The sequence below is a fragment of the Massilia alkalitolerans DSM 17462 genome, from assembly GCF_000427785.1.
GTDB classification, from domain to species: Bacteria; Pseudomonadota; Gammaproteobacteria; order Burkholderiales; family Burkholderiaceae_D; genus Telluria; species Telluria alkalitolerans.
In genome coordinates, this window is record NZ_ATYR01000008.1 from 85889 (window position 1) to 101403 (window position 15515).

At 67.4% G+C, this 15515-nt stretch carries 10 protein-coding genes; 1 reads left to right on the plus strand and 9 read right to left on the minus strand.

Translation table 11 applies throughout. The features are described from left to right. Together YWC_RS0110520 and YWC_RS0110525 are read right to left on the minus strand one after the other, a co-directional pair. The gene (locus tag YWC_RS0110520; RefSeq protein ID WP_027865327.1) at nucleotides 1-1470 is read right to left on the minus strand and encodes an ATPase domain-containing protein; all 1470 of its coding nucleotides are present in this window, start codon (nucleotides 1468-1470) and stop codon (nucleotides 1-3) included. Next, nucleotides 1471-2031 carry a hypothetical protein gene (locus YWC_RS0110525; RefSeq protein WP_229413073.1) on the minus strand — a complete coding sequence of 187 codons (561 nt, stop codon included), beginning with the start codon at nucleotides 2029-2031 and terminating at the stop codon, nucleotides 1471-1473. Between the two features lie 81 nt (nucleotides 2032-2112). Between YWC_RS0110525 and YWC_RS0110530 the strand changes: the two genes are divergently transcribed. After that, the gene (locus tag YWC_RS0110530) at nucleotides 2113-3870 is read left to right on the plus strand and encodes a DUF885 domain-containing protein (RefSeq protein WP_027865329.1); all 1758 of its coding nucleotides are present in this window, start codon (nucleotides 2113-2115) and stop codon (nucleotides 3868-3870) included. Between the two features lie 122 nt (nucleotides 3871-3992). Here the strand turns inward: YWC_RS0110530 and YWC_RS0110535 are convergent, their stop codons facing one another. From YWC_RS0110535 to YWC_RS0110565, 7 genes are all read right to left on the minus strand, one after another. Continuing rightward, entirely contained in the window at nucleotides 3993-4484 is a 492-nt protein-coding gene (locus YWC_RS0110535; RefSeq protein WP_036214027.1) for a hypothetical protein, read from the minus strand. After that, nucleotides 4484-5026 (minus strand): peptide deformylase, encoded by a 543-nt coding sequence (def, locus tag YWC_RS0110540; RefSeq protein ID WP_027865331.1) that lies wholly within the window; start codon nucleotides 5024-5026, stop codon nucleotides 4484-4486. The genes YWC_RS0110535 and def overlap by 1 nt, the downstream gene beginning before the upstream one ends. After that, on the minus strand, nucleotides 5023-5916 hold the full coding sequence (galU, locus tag YWC_RS0110545; RefSeq protein ID WP_027865332.1) for a UTP--glucose-1-phosphate uridylyltransferase GalU: 894 nt from the start codon (nucleotides 5914-5916) through the stop codon (nucleotides 5023-5025). The genes def and galU overlap by 4 nt, the downstream gene beginning before the upstream one ends. 12 nt (nucleotides 5917-5928) lie before the next feature. Next, nucleotides 5929-8277 carry an NAD-dependent DNA ligase LigA gene (ligA, locus tag YWC_RS0110550; RefSeq protein ID WP_027865333.1) on the minus strand — a complete coding sequence of 783 codons (2349 nt, stop codon included), beginning with the start codon at nucleotides 8275-8277 and terminating at the stop codon, nucleotides 5929-5931. A gap of 7 nt (nucleotides 8278-8284) precedes the next feature. Next, complete coding sequence (locus YWC_RS0110555; RefSeq protein WP_027865334.1) at nucleotides 8285-9463, minus strand: cell division protein ZipA C-terminal FtsZ-binding domain-containing protein; 1179 nt, start codon at nucleotides 9461-9463, stop codon at nucleotides 8285-8287. Then, a complete protein-coding gene (gene smc, locus YWC_RS0110560; RefSeq protein ID WP_027865335.1) occupies nucleotides 9460-12984 on the minus strand; it encodes a chromosome segregation protein SMC in 3525 nt (1174 codons plus the stop codon). Before smc ends, YWC_RS0110555 begins: the two co-directional genes overlap by 4 nt. A 117-nt stretch (nucleotides 12985-13101) precedes the next feature. Then, complete coding sequence (locus YWC_RS0110565) at nucleotides 13102-15348, minus strand: DUF1631 family protein (RefSeq protein ID WP_027865336.1); 2247 nt, start codon at nucleotides 15346-15348, stop codon at nucleotides 13102-13104. Nucleotides 15349-15515 lie beyond the last annotated feature (167 nt).

Consider the following 15515-nt stretch of genomic DNA (forward strand, 5'->3'; position numbering starts at 1 on the left):
TCATTCGTCGGAACTCAAACCACCGATGCGCCCGTACAGGACACCGTTGACCTGGGCGGGGATCGGGTCGATCTCGAAGCCGTCGTCCGTGATCCGGTACTCGCGCACATCATGGCTGTGGCTGGAACCCCGCACCTTGACGACGGAGATGAAGCGCTTCACGTGCCCGTCGTCTTCGGCGTAGCGCATGGCGACGACCGCGTCGGTCAGGTAGGCCATGTCGGCGCGCGCGAAATTCATGTCGACCGAGCGGTCGTCCAGGCCCACCGTCACCAGCGAGGACACGCCACGCTTGGCCAGGCTGCTCAGGATGCGGAACACGCCCTCGCGCAGGTCGCGCCGGCACTCGGGCGCCAGGTAGAGGCTGAACTCCGACAGCGAATCGATCACGACCCGGCGCGCCCCGGTGCGCCCGATGGCGACCAGCAGGTCATCCTCGAATTCCTCGGCCGTCATGTCGATATTGCGGCTTTCCACCACGGTGACCTGGCCCGACTGGATCATGCCGGCAAGCTCGGCATTGCGCAGGCGCGCCGTGCCCTTCTCGAAGCACATGATCACGCCTTTTTCGCCGATGTCGACGCCGGCGCGCAGGAACTTCGATCCCATGATGGTCTTGCCGCAGCCGGTCGGGCCGATCGCCAGCAGCGAGTGACCCTGGGGCAGGCCGCCGTGCAGCATCTCGTCCAGTCCCGGGGTGCCGGTCGCAATGCGGCGCGGCTCGCGGTCCACCGCCACGCCCGGTTCGCGGTCGTCGGCCAGCGGCGGCAGCAGGCGCGGGTAGATGCGCACGCCGTCATCGGTAATACGGAAGGTGTGCGAACCCGACATGTGGGCCTGGCCGCGCATCTTGACGATGCGGATCTTGCGCACCACCGCATTGCGGTCATGCAGCTGGCTCATCGCGATCATGCCGTCGGCCACGGTGGTGATCGGATTGGCCTCGGCTTCCTGGTGCTGGTACTCGCCGATCAGGAAGGTGGTCGCCATCCAGCTGGTCATGCGGGTGCCGAGTTCCTGGACGAAGAACTGCAGGTCGCTCATGCCCTCGATGCCGCCCTTGCCGGTCTGGATCACGGAGCGGAAGGAGTCGACGAACACCAGACTGGGCGCGAAGTCCTCGACCTCCCTGGTGATGCGCTCGAGGACGCCGCTGAAGTCGCCGGCGCGCAGGTCGTTGGCCAGGTTGACGTAGCGGATCGAGGTATTGATCTTGTCGGTATCGAAGAAGGAGTATTGCTGCTGGTAGCGCAGCATCTTCAGCGGCGGCTCGCCCAGCACGGTGAAGAACAGGGCGCGCCGCTCGGGATGCGCGAGGGCGAACATGATCTGGTGTGCCAGCGTGGTCTTGCCGCAGCCGGGCGCGCCGGTGATCAGGTTGAATGAAAACTCGTTCAGCCCGCCGCCCAGGAGCACATCGAGGCCCGGCACGCCGGTAGCCAATTTACCCAAGCTTACTTTGTCGCTCATTTATTTCTGCTCCTGTGCATTCTTCTGCTGGCCTGGCGCCGTGTCCGTCGTGGCCGAGGCCGATTCCAGCAAGCGCTGGGTCAACCTTTCTCCGATAAGTGCGGCAAGTAATTGGGTAAAGGTCTGGAGCAAAGCCTCGTTGGCTGCGGCGGCCCGCTCCGCGTCGACGAGGGCCATGCGTTCCTCCAGCGAGGTGAAGAGCTGTTCCGGAGCCCGGCAGGGCTGCTGGGGCGCAAGCCAGGCATGGTCGGGGCCGATCACGTGGACGGCGCGGCCGAACAGGGCACAAAAACCACTTTCGCCGATCAGCGGGCAGAGATGCCGGGCGATCCGCCGCCAGGGCAGCAACAGCTCCCGGCTCCCGGCGGATGGTTCCGGCGCTCCCGTACTATTCGTCATGTCTTCGTCGTTGAACAATGAATGCCGCTGATGATTGTGATGGTCTTGAAGCTTGGCGCTGGTCGACAGCGGGGATGGGCGAACTGCTCCCCCGGTGCATTGGGCATTATAGCGTGTCGTTTCGGCAAACTGGAAAAATCGCCTAGGGTCGTCCAGAAACATGTTCAATAGTGTCAATTTGCGCCGAGCCCGCTATAGAATAGCCCTCGCCGAGCAGTGCTGCTCTTCATTAGCGGGTTAACCATGGAAAAAAAATTGGGTGCTGTCCTGTCGACGGCCTGTATCGTACTGGCCGTGGCGATGTCGCCGGCGCAGGCCGCAACGAGCGCCGACGCGCGCTTCAAGACAATCTACACGAAAGAGTGGAAATGGCGCGTCACGGAACGGCTCGCCCGTGCCGAGGATGAACGCGGCGTCAGCGCGAGCATCGCGCGCGTCGATGCTGCTGCGCAAGAGGCGCGCCGCCGCTACTGGGAAGGCATCCTGAAGGAGCTCGACACGATCCAGCCCACGGCCCTGTCGCCGGACGAGCGCATCAACTTCGCCGTCTACCGGGCCCAGATCGCGGCGCTGGCCGACGCCCTGCGCTTCCGCGAGTACGAACAGCCGGTGAATGCCGACAGCGCGTTCTGGACCAACGTCACCTTCGGCGCGCGCCGCCCCTTCAAGACGCTCGAGGACTACCGCAACTACCTGAAGCAACTGGCCGCCCTGCCCGACTACTTCGACCAGGAGACCGCCAACATGCGCGCCGGCCTGGCGCGCGGCTTCACGCCGCCGCAGGTCACGCTCAAGGGCCGCGACGTGGCGCTGGTGCCGATCGCCGAGGCCAGGACCCCGGAAGAGACGGTCTTCTTCACCCCGTTCAAGAACTTCCCTGCCGCCGTGCCGGCAGCCGAGCAGGAGGCGCTGCGCGCCCAGGCAGCAAGCGTGATCCGCGAGCAGGTCCAGCCGGCGTATGCGAAAGTGCTGGCCTTCTTCCGCACCGAATACCTGCCGAAGGCCCGGACCACGCTGGCCGCCGAGAGCATGCCCGGCGGGAAAGCCTACTACCAGTCGAAAATCGTCGAATTCACCACCACGAACATGACGGCGGACCAGATCCACGCCATCGGCCTGGCCGAGATGGCGAAGATCCGCGCCGAAATGCACGAGACCATGAAAAAGGTGGACTTCAAGGGCGACTTGCCGGCCTTCCTGGCATTTCTGCGCACCGACCCGCAGTTCTACGCCAAGACGCCCAAGGAACTCCTGATGCACGCGGCCTGGACCGCCAAGAAGTTCGACGCCAAGGCCGACCAGTATTTCGGCTACCTGCCGCGCCGCCGCTTCGCGATCCTGCCGGTGCCCGACGACCAGGCCCCGTTCTACACGGCCGGCCGCGGCGGCGCCGGTTCCTACTGGGTGAATACCTACAACCTGCCGGCGCGCGCGCTCTACAGCCTGCCCGCGCTGACCCTGCATGAATCGGCGCCCGGCCATGCCTTCCAGATGCCGGTGGCGCTGGAGCAGAAGGGCGTGCCGAACTTCCGCCGCGCCTACATCTCGGCCTTCGGCGAAGGCTGGGCCCTGTATTCGGAACGCCTGGGCGTGGAGATGGGCATCTATGAGACGCCCTACGAGCATTTCGGCATGCTGAGCTACCAGGCCTGGCGCGCCTCGCGCCTGGTGGTCGACACCGGCATCCACGCCAAAGGCTGGACCCGCGAGCAGGCCCAGGCCTACCTGATGGAGAACACGGCGCTGGCCAAGCACGAGGTCGAGACCGAAGTGGACCGCTACATCTCCTGGCCGGGCCAGGCGCTGTCCTATTACCTGGGGCAGATGGCGATCCAGGAAGCGCGGGCCCGGGCGGAGAAGGCGCTGGGGCCGAAGTTCGACATCCGCAACTTCCACGACACGGTGCTGCAGCTGGGGTCGGTGCCGCTGCCGGTGCTGCAGCAGCGGATCGATGCGTTCATTGCGGATGGGGGCAAGAGTCCGTATCCGAAAGAGAGCTAACGCTGCTTTGGACAAACTTGGGTTCCGGCCTTCGCCGGAACGACGTGCCAGGGCCACAGGCCTAAAGACCGTCATGCCCGCCACTGGCGGCCACGACTCCCGGCGCAGGCCGGGATCCAAGTTCACTTACCCGAATCGAACAGCTTGAACTTGAGCTGGAACGACACCCCGCCATACAGCCGATCCTTGTACGACGGGATAATGCCGACGTTGAGCCCCACCCGCTGGTACTCGTAGGTCAGCGTCGGAATCGCCGCCGGAAACCAGCCGCCGTCGCGCATGTTCGGATAGCCGTCGAAGGCCGCGATCGCCAGCCCGAGGCGCACCGGCCCCAGCGCATACGGCTGCCAGATCACCCCCGCGTAGTTCGACCATCGGCGGTCGCTGTTGTAGAAGCGCCCGAGCGTGGCGGCGGTGGCGCCGTTGAAGCGGTACTCGGCGCCGAGGCCCTTGTTGGCGCCGTTCAGGTCCTTGTCGCTGTCGAAGTGGGCGGTGGCGAAGCCGGTGTCGAGCCAGAATTCACTCCTGGGCGCCGTGTCGATCCTGGTGAACAGATCGTCGGCCTGGGCCAGCGGAGCGGCCAGCGCCAGCAGCGAGGAAAGAAGAACGCGCATCAGTCGTCCGCCTTCGGATCGAGGTCGGGGAACATCACTTCGGTGAAGCCGAAGCGGGAAAAGTCGCGGATGCGCGTCGGGTACAGGATGCCGTGCAGGTGGTCCACCTCGTGCTGCACCACGCGCGCATGGAAGCCTTCGGCGTCGCGGCGAGTCCGCTTGCCGTACTGGTCGAAGCCTTCGTAGTGCAGCTTGGTATAGCGTGGCACGCTGCCGCGCAGGCCGGGGACCGACAGGCAACCCTCGAAGCCCTCTTCCATCTCTTCGGACAAGGGCGTGAGGATGGGATTGATCAGCACCGTCTCCGGCACCGGCGGGGCATCCGGATAGCGCCCGTTCTTTGCGAAACCATAGATCACCAGCTGCAGGTCGACGCCGATCTGCGGCGCCGCCAGGCCTGCGCCATTGGCGGCGTGCATGGTCTCGAACATGTCCGCGATCAGGGCGTGCAGTTCGGGGGTGTCGAAGTCGCGCTCACCCAGGGGTTGGGCCACCCGCAACAGGCGCGGGTCGCCCATGCGCAGGATCGGGCGCACGCTCACCGCAGCTTGTCCTGCTCGCACAGCGCCGCAAGGTGGGCGCGGAAACCGGCAGCGGTTTCCGGATGCTTCAGGCCGATCGCGGCGGTCGCTTCCAGGTAGCCCAGCTTGGAGCCGCAGTCGTAGCGTTGGCCGTCGTAGCGGTAGGCCAGCACGCGCTCGGCCTGCATCAGCGCGGCGATGCCGTCGGTCAGCTGGATCTCGCCGCCGGCGCCAGTGCCGAGGGTCTCGAGGTGGTCGAAGATCGAGCCCGACAGCACGTAGCGGCCGACCACCGCCAGCGTCGACGGCGCCAGTTCCGGGGCCGGCTTTTCGACGATGTCCGACACCAGCTCCAGGTTCGGACGGTAGCTCGATGCGCTGACGATGCCGTACTGGCGCGTGTTCTCGCGCGGGACGTCCTGCACCGCCAGGATGCTGGAGCGCTCGTAGGCATACAGGTCGGTCATCTGGGCCAGCACCGGCTTCTTCCCCGGGTCGGTATCCATGAAGTCGTCCGCCAGCAGCACGGCGAAGGGCTCGTTGCCCACCACCGGGCGGGCGCACAGGACCGCATGGCCCAGGCCCAGCGGCGCCGACTGGCGGATGTAGATGCAGTTGACGTTTTTCGGGATGACCCCGCGCACCGTCTCGAGCAGGGCTTCCTTGCCGGCCGCTTCCAGCACCGACTCGAGCTCGTAGGCCTTGTCGAAATGGTCCTCGATCGCGCGCTTGTTGCGGCCGGTGATGAAGACCAGTTCGGTGATGCCCGCCGCCACGGCTTCTTCCACGGCGTACTGGATCAGCGGTTTGTCCACGATCGGCAGCATCTCCTTCGGCTGCGCCTTGGTGGCGGGGAGGAAGCGGCTGCCGAGGCCGGCAACGGGGAAAACGGCTTTGCGAATCAGGGTCATATTATTCTTCTTTCAGGAGTTGAGCAGCGCCAGCAGGCCTGCTTCGTCAAGGATGGAAACGCCGAGTTCTTCCGCCTTGGCGAGCTTGCTGCCCGCCTCGGCGCCGGCCACGACGTAGGAAGTCTTCTTCGATACCGAGCCCGACACCTTGCCGCCGGCCGCCTCGATCAGGGCGCCCGCAGCCTCGCGGCTCATGGTCGGCAAGGTCCCGGTCAGCACGAAGGTCTTGCCGGCGAGGATGCCCTCGGCCGCGGCTGCTTCCGGCAGCTGGGCCAGCAGCTCGGCGCGCAGCCGGGCCAGCGCGGCGAGCTGCTCGCGATGGCCGGACTGCGCCATCCATTCCTCGAGCGCGGTGGCGACCGTTGCCGGCAGGCCGAACACGCCGAACACGTTCAGGTGCGCCAGCGATTCCAGGGTCTGGCCGGCAGCGAGCAACTGGCGCGCACGCGGCTCGGTCAGCTTCGGGATGCCGAGCGCCGCCAGCAGGTTGACCTCTTCCAGCTTCTCGCGCAGCTGCGCGCGCGGCGGATGCTCGCCCCGCGGCGCCACGCCGGCTGCCAGGAGCGCGTCGATCTCGCGCTGGTTCTTTTCTTCCGCGAAGAATTCGGCAATGGCTTCGGCCACGGTGCCGCCGATGTCGGGCAACACGCGCAGCAGCGCCGCCGGGGCCTGGCGCACCAGCTCGAAGCGTCCCAGCCAGTCGGCCAGGGTCTTGGCGGTCGACTCGCCCACGTGGCGGATGCCGAGCGCGAACAGCAGGCGTTCCAAGGGCGGGTTCTTGCTGGCCGCGATGGCAGCGAGCAGGTTGTCGGCCCACTTGGTAGCGACCTTGCCCTGTTTGACGGCAGGTTTGGCCAATTCGGGTGTCGTGCCGTCGCGCTCGTCGGCCAGGCGTTTCATCTTGAGCAGGTCGTCCAGCGTGAGCTTGTACAGGTCCGCCACGCCGTGGATCAGGCTGCACTCGACCAGGCTGTCGATGTAGCGGTCGCCAAGGCCTTCGATGTCCATCATGCGCCGGCCCGCAAAATGGCGGATGGCTTCCTTGCGCTGGGCGGCGCAGGTCAGCCCGCCCGAGCAGCGCGCCACGGCCTCGCCTTCTTCGCGCACCACGTGCGAGCCGCACACCGGGCAGGTGTCCGGCAATTTATAGCGCAGCGGCTCCGGGCTTGGGCGGCGCTCCAGCACCACGGACAGCACTTCGGGAATGACGTCGCCGGCGCGGCGCACGATCACGGTGTCGCCCACGCGCACGTCCTTGCGCAGCACCTCGTCCTCGTTGTGTAGGGTGGCGTTGGTAACGGTCACCCCGCCCACCGAGACGGGAACCAGGCGCGCCACCGGCGTGATGGCGCCGGTACGGCCGACCTGCACGTCGATCGCTGCTACCTGCGTGAGGGCTTCCTCGGCCGGGAACTTGTGGGCCAGCGCGAAGCGCGGCGCGCGCGACACGAAGCCGAGCTGGGCCTGGTCGGCCACGCGGTCGACCTTGTACACCACGCCGTCGATTTCATATGGCAGGCTGGCGCGGCGTTCGCCGATGCTGCGGTAATAGCCGAGCAGACCGTCGCAGCCGGTGACCACCGCGCGCTCCTTCGAGACCGGCAGGCCGAGGCGGTCGAACCAGTCGAGCACCGCCGAATGCGATTCCGGCAGCTCGGCGCCTTCCATGCGGCCGATGCCGTAGGCGAAGAAGCGCAGCTTCCTCTGGGCGGTGATGCGCGCATCCAGCTGGCGCAGGCTGCCCGCGGCCGCGTTGCGCGGGTTGGCGAATTCCTTGTGCCCGGCGTCGCGCTGGCGTGCGTTCAGGCGATTGAAATCGTCCTTGAACATCAGCACTTCGCCGCGCACTTCCAGCACGGCAGGGACATCGTCGCCGTGCAGGCGCAGCGGGATGACCCTGACGGTGCGGATGTTGGCCGTCACGTCCTCGCCGGTGTAGCCGTCGCCGCGGGTGGCGGCCTGCACGAACACGCCGTTCTCGTAGCGCAGGCTGATCGCCAGGCCGTCGAACTTCAGTTCGGCCGAATAGGCCACCTGCTTCGCTTCCAGTCCTTCGCGGACGCGGCGGTCGAAGTTCTCGACGTCTTCGTCCATGAAGCCGTTGTTCAGCGACAGCATCGGCACCGAGTGCGTCACCTGCTTGAACTCGGGGATCGGCGCGGCGCCCACGCGCGAGGTCGGCGAGTCGTTGCTCACCGCCTGGGGATGCGCGCTTTCCAGGTCTTGCAGTTCCTTGAACAGGCGGTCGTACTCGGCGTCCGGGATGGTCGGCGCATCGAGCACGTGGTAATTGTAGATGTGGCGGTTCAGCTCCTTGACCAGCCAAGCCATCCGGTCGAGGACTTCCTGTGGCACCGTCATGCTCGCCTCAGACGAACAGGCGCAGCGCGCGGGTGGAGCCGGCCGGGATGTCGGAGGCCTCCATCTCTTCGTAGAACTCGGCGACCTGCCCCTTGATCTCTTCCAGTGCCGGATCGAGCAGCGGCTGCTCGAAGTCGTCGACGATGGTGGCGTCCAGGCGCTGGGTCAGCTCCTTGGCACACTTGACCATGGCGCCGAAGCCGTCGCGGCTCGGGGCGACGCAGGGCACGTCCAGCAGCAGGGTCAGGCGGTTGGTGGTGTCGGCGCCCAGGGTGACGTTGGTCGACAGCGTGAACAGCACGCCGCCCTGGCCGTCGGGCATCGAGAACTTGCCGTCCGGGCGCACGTCGAAGCCCTGCTTTTCCAGCGCCTGGATGAGGGTCGAGATCGCCCACGGAGCGCCGTTGGCGGCCAGGTTCACGCCCAGCTGGGCGTCGTGGCCGGCGACGAAGCGGTGCAGCGTGCGCGCTTCGCTCATCACCTCGATCATGTCCGGCACTTCCGGCTCGGCGCCGATTTCATCAGCCACGGCGCGCAGGCGGGTGACGAGTTCCGAGTATTCGATTTCGTTCAGGGCGGTGGTGCGGGTAGCCATCTGCACGCCGGCCTGCAGCTTGGTGTACACGCCGCCGTGCACGATCGGCTCCCAGTCGCCGCTGACGGCGAAGCCGACGTAGTGGATCGGCTTGTTGCCGACGCGGCGCAGCTTCGAGAGCGCCGGCAGGATCTTGTCGCCGCGCAGGGCGCCTTCGAAGTTCAGCGGGATGATGCAGTCGATCAGCGGGTCGACCAGGCTTTCGGCCAGTTCCGCGGGCGGCGTGCCTTCCGGCAGCGGCGTGGCCGGGGTCAGTGAAGCGATCGTGGTCGGGGTGCGCGGGCCGCTTGCCGGCGCGGGCTCGACTGAAGCCGCAGCAACCGGGGCGATGCTGTCCTGCGGCACGCCCGGCTCGAGGTCCAGCGGCGCCAGCGGCGTTTCGGCGCCAAGGTCGAGCACCGGTTCCTGGCGCTCCACGGCAGCGCCCTCGAGCGGGCTTTCGCCGCTGCGCATCAGGACATCGTCATGTTCCGATGTGAACGCGCGTTCGACGCTTTTGCGGGCACGGTATTCCTGCCACTTGTTGTAGACGACGACGCCGCCGACGAACACGCCGGCCGCCGCGATCAGGCTCATTTGGAAATCAGTCATGCTGCTTGTGCCTCAGTTGCGAAATGTGCGGCGGACTCCATGTCCACCGCCACGATGCGCGATACGCCCTGCTCCTGCATCGTCACACCGATCAGTTGGTTGGCCATCTCCATCGCGATCTTGTTGTGCGAGATGAAGAGGAATTGGGTATGGTCCGACATGCGCTTCACCATGCGGCAGAAGCGCTCGGTATTGGCATCGTCCAGCGGCGCGTCGACCTCGTCGAGCAGGCAGAACGGCGCCGGGTTCAGGCGGAACATCGAGAACACCAGCGCGGTGGCGGTGAGCGCCTTCTCCCCGCCCGACAGCAGGTGGATGGTGGCGTTCTTCTTGCCCGGCGGCTGGGCCATCACCTGCACGCCGGAATCCAGGATTTCGTCGCCGGTCATCACCAGTTTCGCCTGGCCGCCGCCGAACAGGATCGGGAACAGTTCAGAGAAGTGGGTGTTGACGCGGTCGAAGGTGTCCTGCAGCAGCTCGCGGGTCTCGCGGTCAATGCGGTGGATCGCGTCTTCCAGCGTATTGATGGCGGCCAAGAGGTCGTTGTTCTGCGAGTCGAGGTAGCGCTTGCGCTCGGTCGCCTGGGCCAGCTCGTCCACCGCCGCCAGGTTCACCGCCCCGAGGGCGCTGATGGCATTGGTCAGGCGCGTGACCTCGCCCTGCAGGTACTGCGGCTTCATGTCCGGCGTGAGCTTGTCCGCCAATTCGGACTCGACCGCGCCGGTGGTGGCCAGCGCTTCGGCGAACTGCTCCTGGTTCAGGCGCGCGGCCTGCTCCTTCAGCTGCATCTCGGTGATGCGGTCGCGCTGCGGCTGCAGGCTGCGCTCGTTCCCCATGCGCATTTCTTCCAACTGGCGCAGCTGCTGGGTGATCTGGTCGAGCTCGTGGCGCGCGTCGGCCAGCGCGCGCTCCTGCGTGCTGCGGCGCTCCAGGAGCTCCTGCAAGCCCTCGTGGGCGGTGCCGGACTCCAGCGCTTCCAGTTCCAGCCGGCCGGCGCCCAGGCTGGCGCTGACCTGCTCGGCCTGGCTGGAGGCGGTGGCGATATTGCGGCGCAGCTCCTCGATCTTGCTGCGCTGGGAGCGCTCGGCGAACTGGGCTTCCTGGGCGCCGCGTTCGAGGTCGCGCAGTTTCTGGCGCGCGTCCGCGAGCAGCTGCTCCTTTTCCATGAAGGCGGTCTGGCCGTCCTCGTGGCTGCCCTGCAGCTCGGCCAGTTCCATGTCGAGCTGCTCGAATTCCTGCTCGGCTTCCGCAGCCGCTTGCCGCTGCTCGGCCTCCTGGGCGGCGATCTCCGACAGGTCGGCGGCGATCTGGCCGCTGCGCTGGTTGAAGCGCGCCTCGATCTCGCTTTGCTTGAGCACCTCGATCTGCAGCGCATGCACTTCGCGCTGCAGCGTGCCGGAACGCTGGCGCGCATCCCCCAGCCGGCGCGTCAGCTCGCTGACCGCCGCGTCGGCGCGGGTGGCGCGGCTCTTCGCTTCGTCCAGCAGCAGGGCCTGGGCACGCAGCTGTTTGCCGATGTTCTCGATCTCGTGCTGGCGCGCCAGCATGCCGTCCTGCTCCGCATCCGGCGCGTGGAAACGCACCGAGGAGGCCGTGACCAGGTGGCCCTGGCGCGTCACGAAAGCGCCGCCCTGCGGCAGGCGGCCACGCCCGGCAAAGGCCTCGGCGGCGTCCTGGGCCACGTAGACGTGATGCAGCCAGTCGTTCAGCACCCCGCGCAGGCCCGGGTCGTTCAGGCGCAGCAGGCTGGCGAAGGGTTTCAGGCCCGGTGTATCGGCGGGCAGCGCTGCGGCAGGCGCCGGCGAATACAGGGCCAGGCGCGCCGGCGGCGCGTCGCCGAAGAAGGCCTTGGCCCAGTCCAGGTTCGACACTTCCAGCGCGCCGGAACGCTCGCGCAGCACGGCTTCCAGCGCGGTTTCCCAGCCTTCCTCGATGTCGAGCTTCTGCCACAGGCGCGGCAGGCCCGAGAGTTCATGCTTCTCCAGCCAGGGCTGGACCTTGCCCTGGGTTTGCACGCGATCCTGCACCTGGCGCAGCGCGGCCAGGCGCGCTTCCAGCTGGGCCGTTGCGCTGGACTCCTGCTGGACCTGCGCGTGGGCGTCCTTGCGCTCCTGCTCGACTGCATCCTGGCGCGCCGAGGCCTCCTCGAGCAGCATGGTCTGCTCTTCCAGCGCCAGCTGCTTTTCTTCCAGTTGCAGGCGCAGGTTGTCGAGGGTGGCGCTGTCCGGCAGGTTCAGGCCGTTGCGTTCCTGCTGCAGGCGTTCGCGCCGTGCGGCCAGGCTGGTGAGGATGTTGGCGGCATTGCGCTGGTGGGCGCTGGCCAGTTCGATGCGCTGCTGGACCTGCATGATGCGGGCGCGCGATTCGTTCGAACGGTCCTGGGCCTGGCGCCAGGCGGCTTCCAGTTCCGGCACCCGCTCGCCGTGGCTTTCCACCGCGATCTGGGCGCCTTCGGCGCGCGCGCCGAGTTCTTCCAGCGTGATCTCGGCGTCCGCCAACTGCTCTTCGTATTCCTGGCGCTGCGCCAGCCACTGATCGCGCTGCCCGCCCAGGGTGCCGAGCTGGTTCTGCAGGCGGGTGCGTGACTCGACCACGAACTTGATCTGCGCTTCCAGGCTGCCGATCTCGGAATTGGTCTGGTACAGGGCGCCCTGTGCCGTATGCAGGCGGTCGCCGATACTGAAGTGCGCCTGGCGCATGTTCTCCAGCTCGAGCTCGACGTTGCGCAGCTTGGCGGTCTGGGCTTCCAGCGCGGTTTGCGCCTCTTCCACCTCGCGGAAATAACGGACCTGCTCGGCCTTGGCTTCGTTCTTGCGCAGCAGCCAGAGCAACTTCTGCTTTTCTTCCTGCTCAAGCTGCAGCTGGTGGAAGCGCCTGGCGACCGCCGCCTGGGCTTCCAGCTTCTCCAGGTTGGCATTCAGCTCGCGCAGGATGTCCTCGACCCGCAGCAGGTTCTCGCGCGTGTCCGACAGCCGGTTCTCGGTCTCGCGGCGGCGCTCCTTGTACTTGGAGACGCCGGCGGCCTCTTCGAGGAAGACGCGCAGCTCTTCCGGGCGCGACTCGATGATGCGGGCGATCATGCCCTGGCCGATGATGGCGTAGGCGCGCGGCCCCAGGCCGGTGCCGAGGAAGATGTCCTGGATGTCGCGCCGCCGTACCGGCTGGCCGTTGATGTAGTAGGTGGAAGTGCCGTCGCGCGTGAGCGTACGCTTGACCGCGATCTCGGCATACTGGCCCCACTGCCCCGCCGCCTTGCCCGCGCTGTTGTCGAACACCAGTTCGACCGAGGCGCGCCCGGCAGGTTTACGGTAGGTGGAGCCGTTGAAGATCACGTCCTGCATCGACTCGCCACGCAGCTCGGACGCCTTGGATTCGCCCAGCACCCAGCGCACGGCGTCGATGATGTTCGACTTGCCGCAGCCGTTCGGGCCGACCACGCCGACGAGCTGGCCGGGCACCTGGAAATTGGTGGGATCGACGAAAGACTTAAATCCCGACAATTTGATGGATGAAAGGCGCACGTTGCTTCGGCTAGGGTTGGAGAGTCGTCAAAGATCCAATCATACCATTTGTTGATTGCTTTTCGGCCAAGAAGAAGTCTTGCGAACCGAGCAATTTCTTGCCGGATGCCGAGGAATTCAGCCGGCCCGGGCCGCGGGGACGGGTTCGCGCCCCGGATCGTTCATGGCGCCCTGCCCGACCGCCTCGCCCAGCACGCGTCCGACCACGCCCTCGGCGGCCAGCACGCGGATGCTGCCGGTGCGGAAAGCCTCGGCCAGGCGCTCGGCCGGCAGCGAGAAAGCCTCCTGGCGGTTGGCGCCGGAGAAGATGAAGAGCGTGCGCAGCGGACTGACCCAGGCCAGGCGGACCTTGCGCACGCCCAGCGCGCCCTTGAACTCGACCCGCATGCCGCGCTCCAGGCTGGCGAGCAGTGCGCCGGCGGGATCCGGGGCGCTTTCCTGCTCGGCGGCCTCGGCCTGTTCCTGGGCGACGCGGCGCAGCGCGTCCTGCTGGGCTGCTTCCACAGCCAGCTCCAGCTGGCGCTCGGGCGACAGCTCGATCGGGGCGCGCACGATGGTGGCGTGGCAGTCGGCCAGGGCGGCGAAGAACTGCAGGCGCTCGGCATCCTGCCAGCCAGTGGCATCGAGCCACTTGTTGAGGGTGGCGAGCAGGGCCGGCAGGCGCTTGATGAGCGCCTTGCGCTGTTCCTGGGTCGCCTTGGGCTTGACGCTCCAGATCAGGTCGTCCATGGCGCGGGTGGCATTGTCCACCGCGCCCGGCTTGCTGTCCTCGATGGTGTAGGCAAGCGTCAGGACCGGGGTCCAGCGCTGCTCCAGGAAAGTGCCGACCAGCGCCACCACCTGTTCGCCGGCCAGGCGCAGCGACACCGCCTTGTTTGCCGAACGGGCGGCGGCGGCCTGTTTTTCCTGGCGGGTCGCCTGGGCGATCGGGCCGGCGATCGCGGCCGCTTCCAGCTGTTCGCGCTCGGCGAGGCTGGCCTCCAGGTCGGCCACGGCGGCGACGAAAACGTCGGGCTGCGCCTCCCGGCGCACCTTGTCGACGCCGCGCTGCATCGCCCGGTAGACCGGGTCGTCGGCGCTGGCGGGCCGTTCCCAGCCGGCGTTCGACAGCAGGTCGAGCATGCGCCGCGCCGGGTGCGCGTCTTCGAAGAAGAAGCTGCGGTCCTTCAGCGCCGCCTTCAGCACCGGCACCTGGAGGAAGGCGATCAGCTCGCGCGTCTCCTGCGGAATCGACTCGTCGAGCAGGACGGTCTCGAAGATGCGCGACAGCAGGTCGAGCGTGGTTTCGTCGCCGCGCGACAGGCTGCCGCGGGGCAGGCTCTGTTTCAGGCGTGGCAGGTAGAACACCTCGTGCGGGCCGGCAGCCGGCCCCGGCTGGGAGCTTGCTGCGGGCATGGCGCCGGCCAGCTGTTCCAGCACCTCGATCAGCGGCGCCGCCGCTCCGCTCGGCGCGGTTACGGGAGCGCCGGCATGCGCCGGCACAGGCTGGCCACTGCCGGACGGCACGGCGCCGGCGAAGCCGGCCGCCGCGCTCGGGCGCCAGCCGCCGCCCTGCGGCAAATTGGGGATCAGGGGGATATCGAGCTCGGCGCTGGCAGCCGCCTCGGCCGCACCGAACAGCTGGCGCAACTGCTGCGACACGGCCGCGTCGCGGCGCGCCCGCGCGGCCCTGGCGGCGGCACTGTCGTCGGTCTTGGCGAAACGCGCTTCACGGACACGCGCCGGCTTGAGCCTGTCGCCCAGGGCGTCGAGGATGGGCGTGAAATCGAACACGACCCCGGTACGCAGCAGCGGCACGATCAGCGCGTGCGCTGCCTCGTCGGGCTCGAATTCGCACCAGGCCTCCTGCAGCGCGCGCAGGAAGACTTCGGGGCGAAAGGGATTGTGGCCGGCGCGCACCAGCTCGCGCCCCAGCAGCAGGCCCAGGCGCACGCCGAGGGTGGCGAGCCGTTCCGAGTGCTGGATGTCGAAAGGCCGGCTGATGGCGGCGAAGGCCAGCTGGCTGTCCATTTCCTCCATCGGCACCAGGCTCAGCGTCAGGGGCCCAGGCGCGGCCGCCCTGCTCGCGGGCGCCAGCAGCGCCACCTCCTTGCGCAGGGCCAGCTCGATAGCGGTCGACGCCAGGTGCACGAAGGCGTAGGCATTGTCCTGCAGCAGATTGCCGGATCGGATGCGCCGCCCCACGGCCTGCGGGTCGTTGCCGGCGCTGGTTATGTCCAGCAACACGGCCGTCATGCGCTTCACCATGTCGGCAAGCCCGTCGGCAGCGCGGCCGGCCGCGATGGCGACGAGCTCGTCCAGCGTCGCCTGCTGCGCGCTGGCGGCCTTGCGGAGGGCGGGTGTCTGGGAGGTATTCACGATCATTCCATTGTGCCACAATATTTCCGCATAGCAATAGGAAAAGAGTGGCTTCTAGCTTGATGCAGGCAAACGCCCGTGTTTCAGCACCACACGCTAGAAAATAATGCCTTGAGAACGTCGGCGCCTGTCCTACACTGGATCACGCCGCGGTCTGATACCGGTTCATCAAT

Excerpts from the sequence above, each read along its gene's own strand:
- YWC_RS0110520 (WP_027865327.1), bottom strand. The coding sequence starts at position 1,470 with ATGAGCGACAAAGTAAGCTTGGGTAAATTGGCTACCGGCGTGCCGGGC.
- YWC_RS0110525 (WP_229413073.1), bottom strand. The coding sequence starts at position 2,031 with ATGTTTCTGGACGACCCTAGGCGATTTTTCCAGTTTGCCGAAACGACA.
- YWC_RS0110530 (WP_027865329.1), top strand. The coding sequence starts at position 2,113 with ATGGAAAAAAAATTGGGTGCTGTCCTGTCGACGGCCTGTATCGTACTG.
- YWC_RS0110535 (WP_036214027.1), bottom strand. The coding sequence starts at position 4,484 with ATGCGCGTTCTTCTTTCCTCGCTGCTGGCGCTGGCCGCTCCGCTGGCC.
- galU (WP_027865332.1), bottom strand. The coding sequence starts at position 5,916 with ATGACCCTGATTCGCAAAGCCGTTTTCCCCGTTGCCGGCCTCGGCAGC.
- ligA (WP_027865333.1), bottom strand. The coding sequence starts at position 8,277 with ATGACGGTGCCACAGGAAGTCCTCGACCGGATGGCTTGGCTGGTCAAG.
- YWC_RS0110555 (WP_027865334.1), bottom strand. The coding sequence starts at position 9,463 with ATGACTGATTTCCAAATGAGCCTGATCGCGGCGGCCGGCGTGTTCGTC.
- YWC_RS0110565 (WP_027865336.1), bottom strand. The coding sequence starts at position 15,348 with ATGATCGTGAATACCTCCCAGACACCCGCCCTCCGCAAGGCCGCCAGC.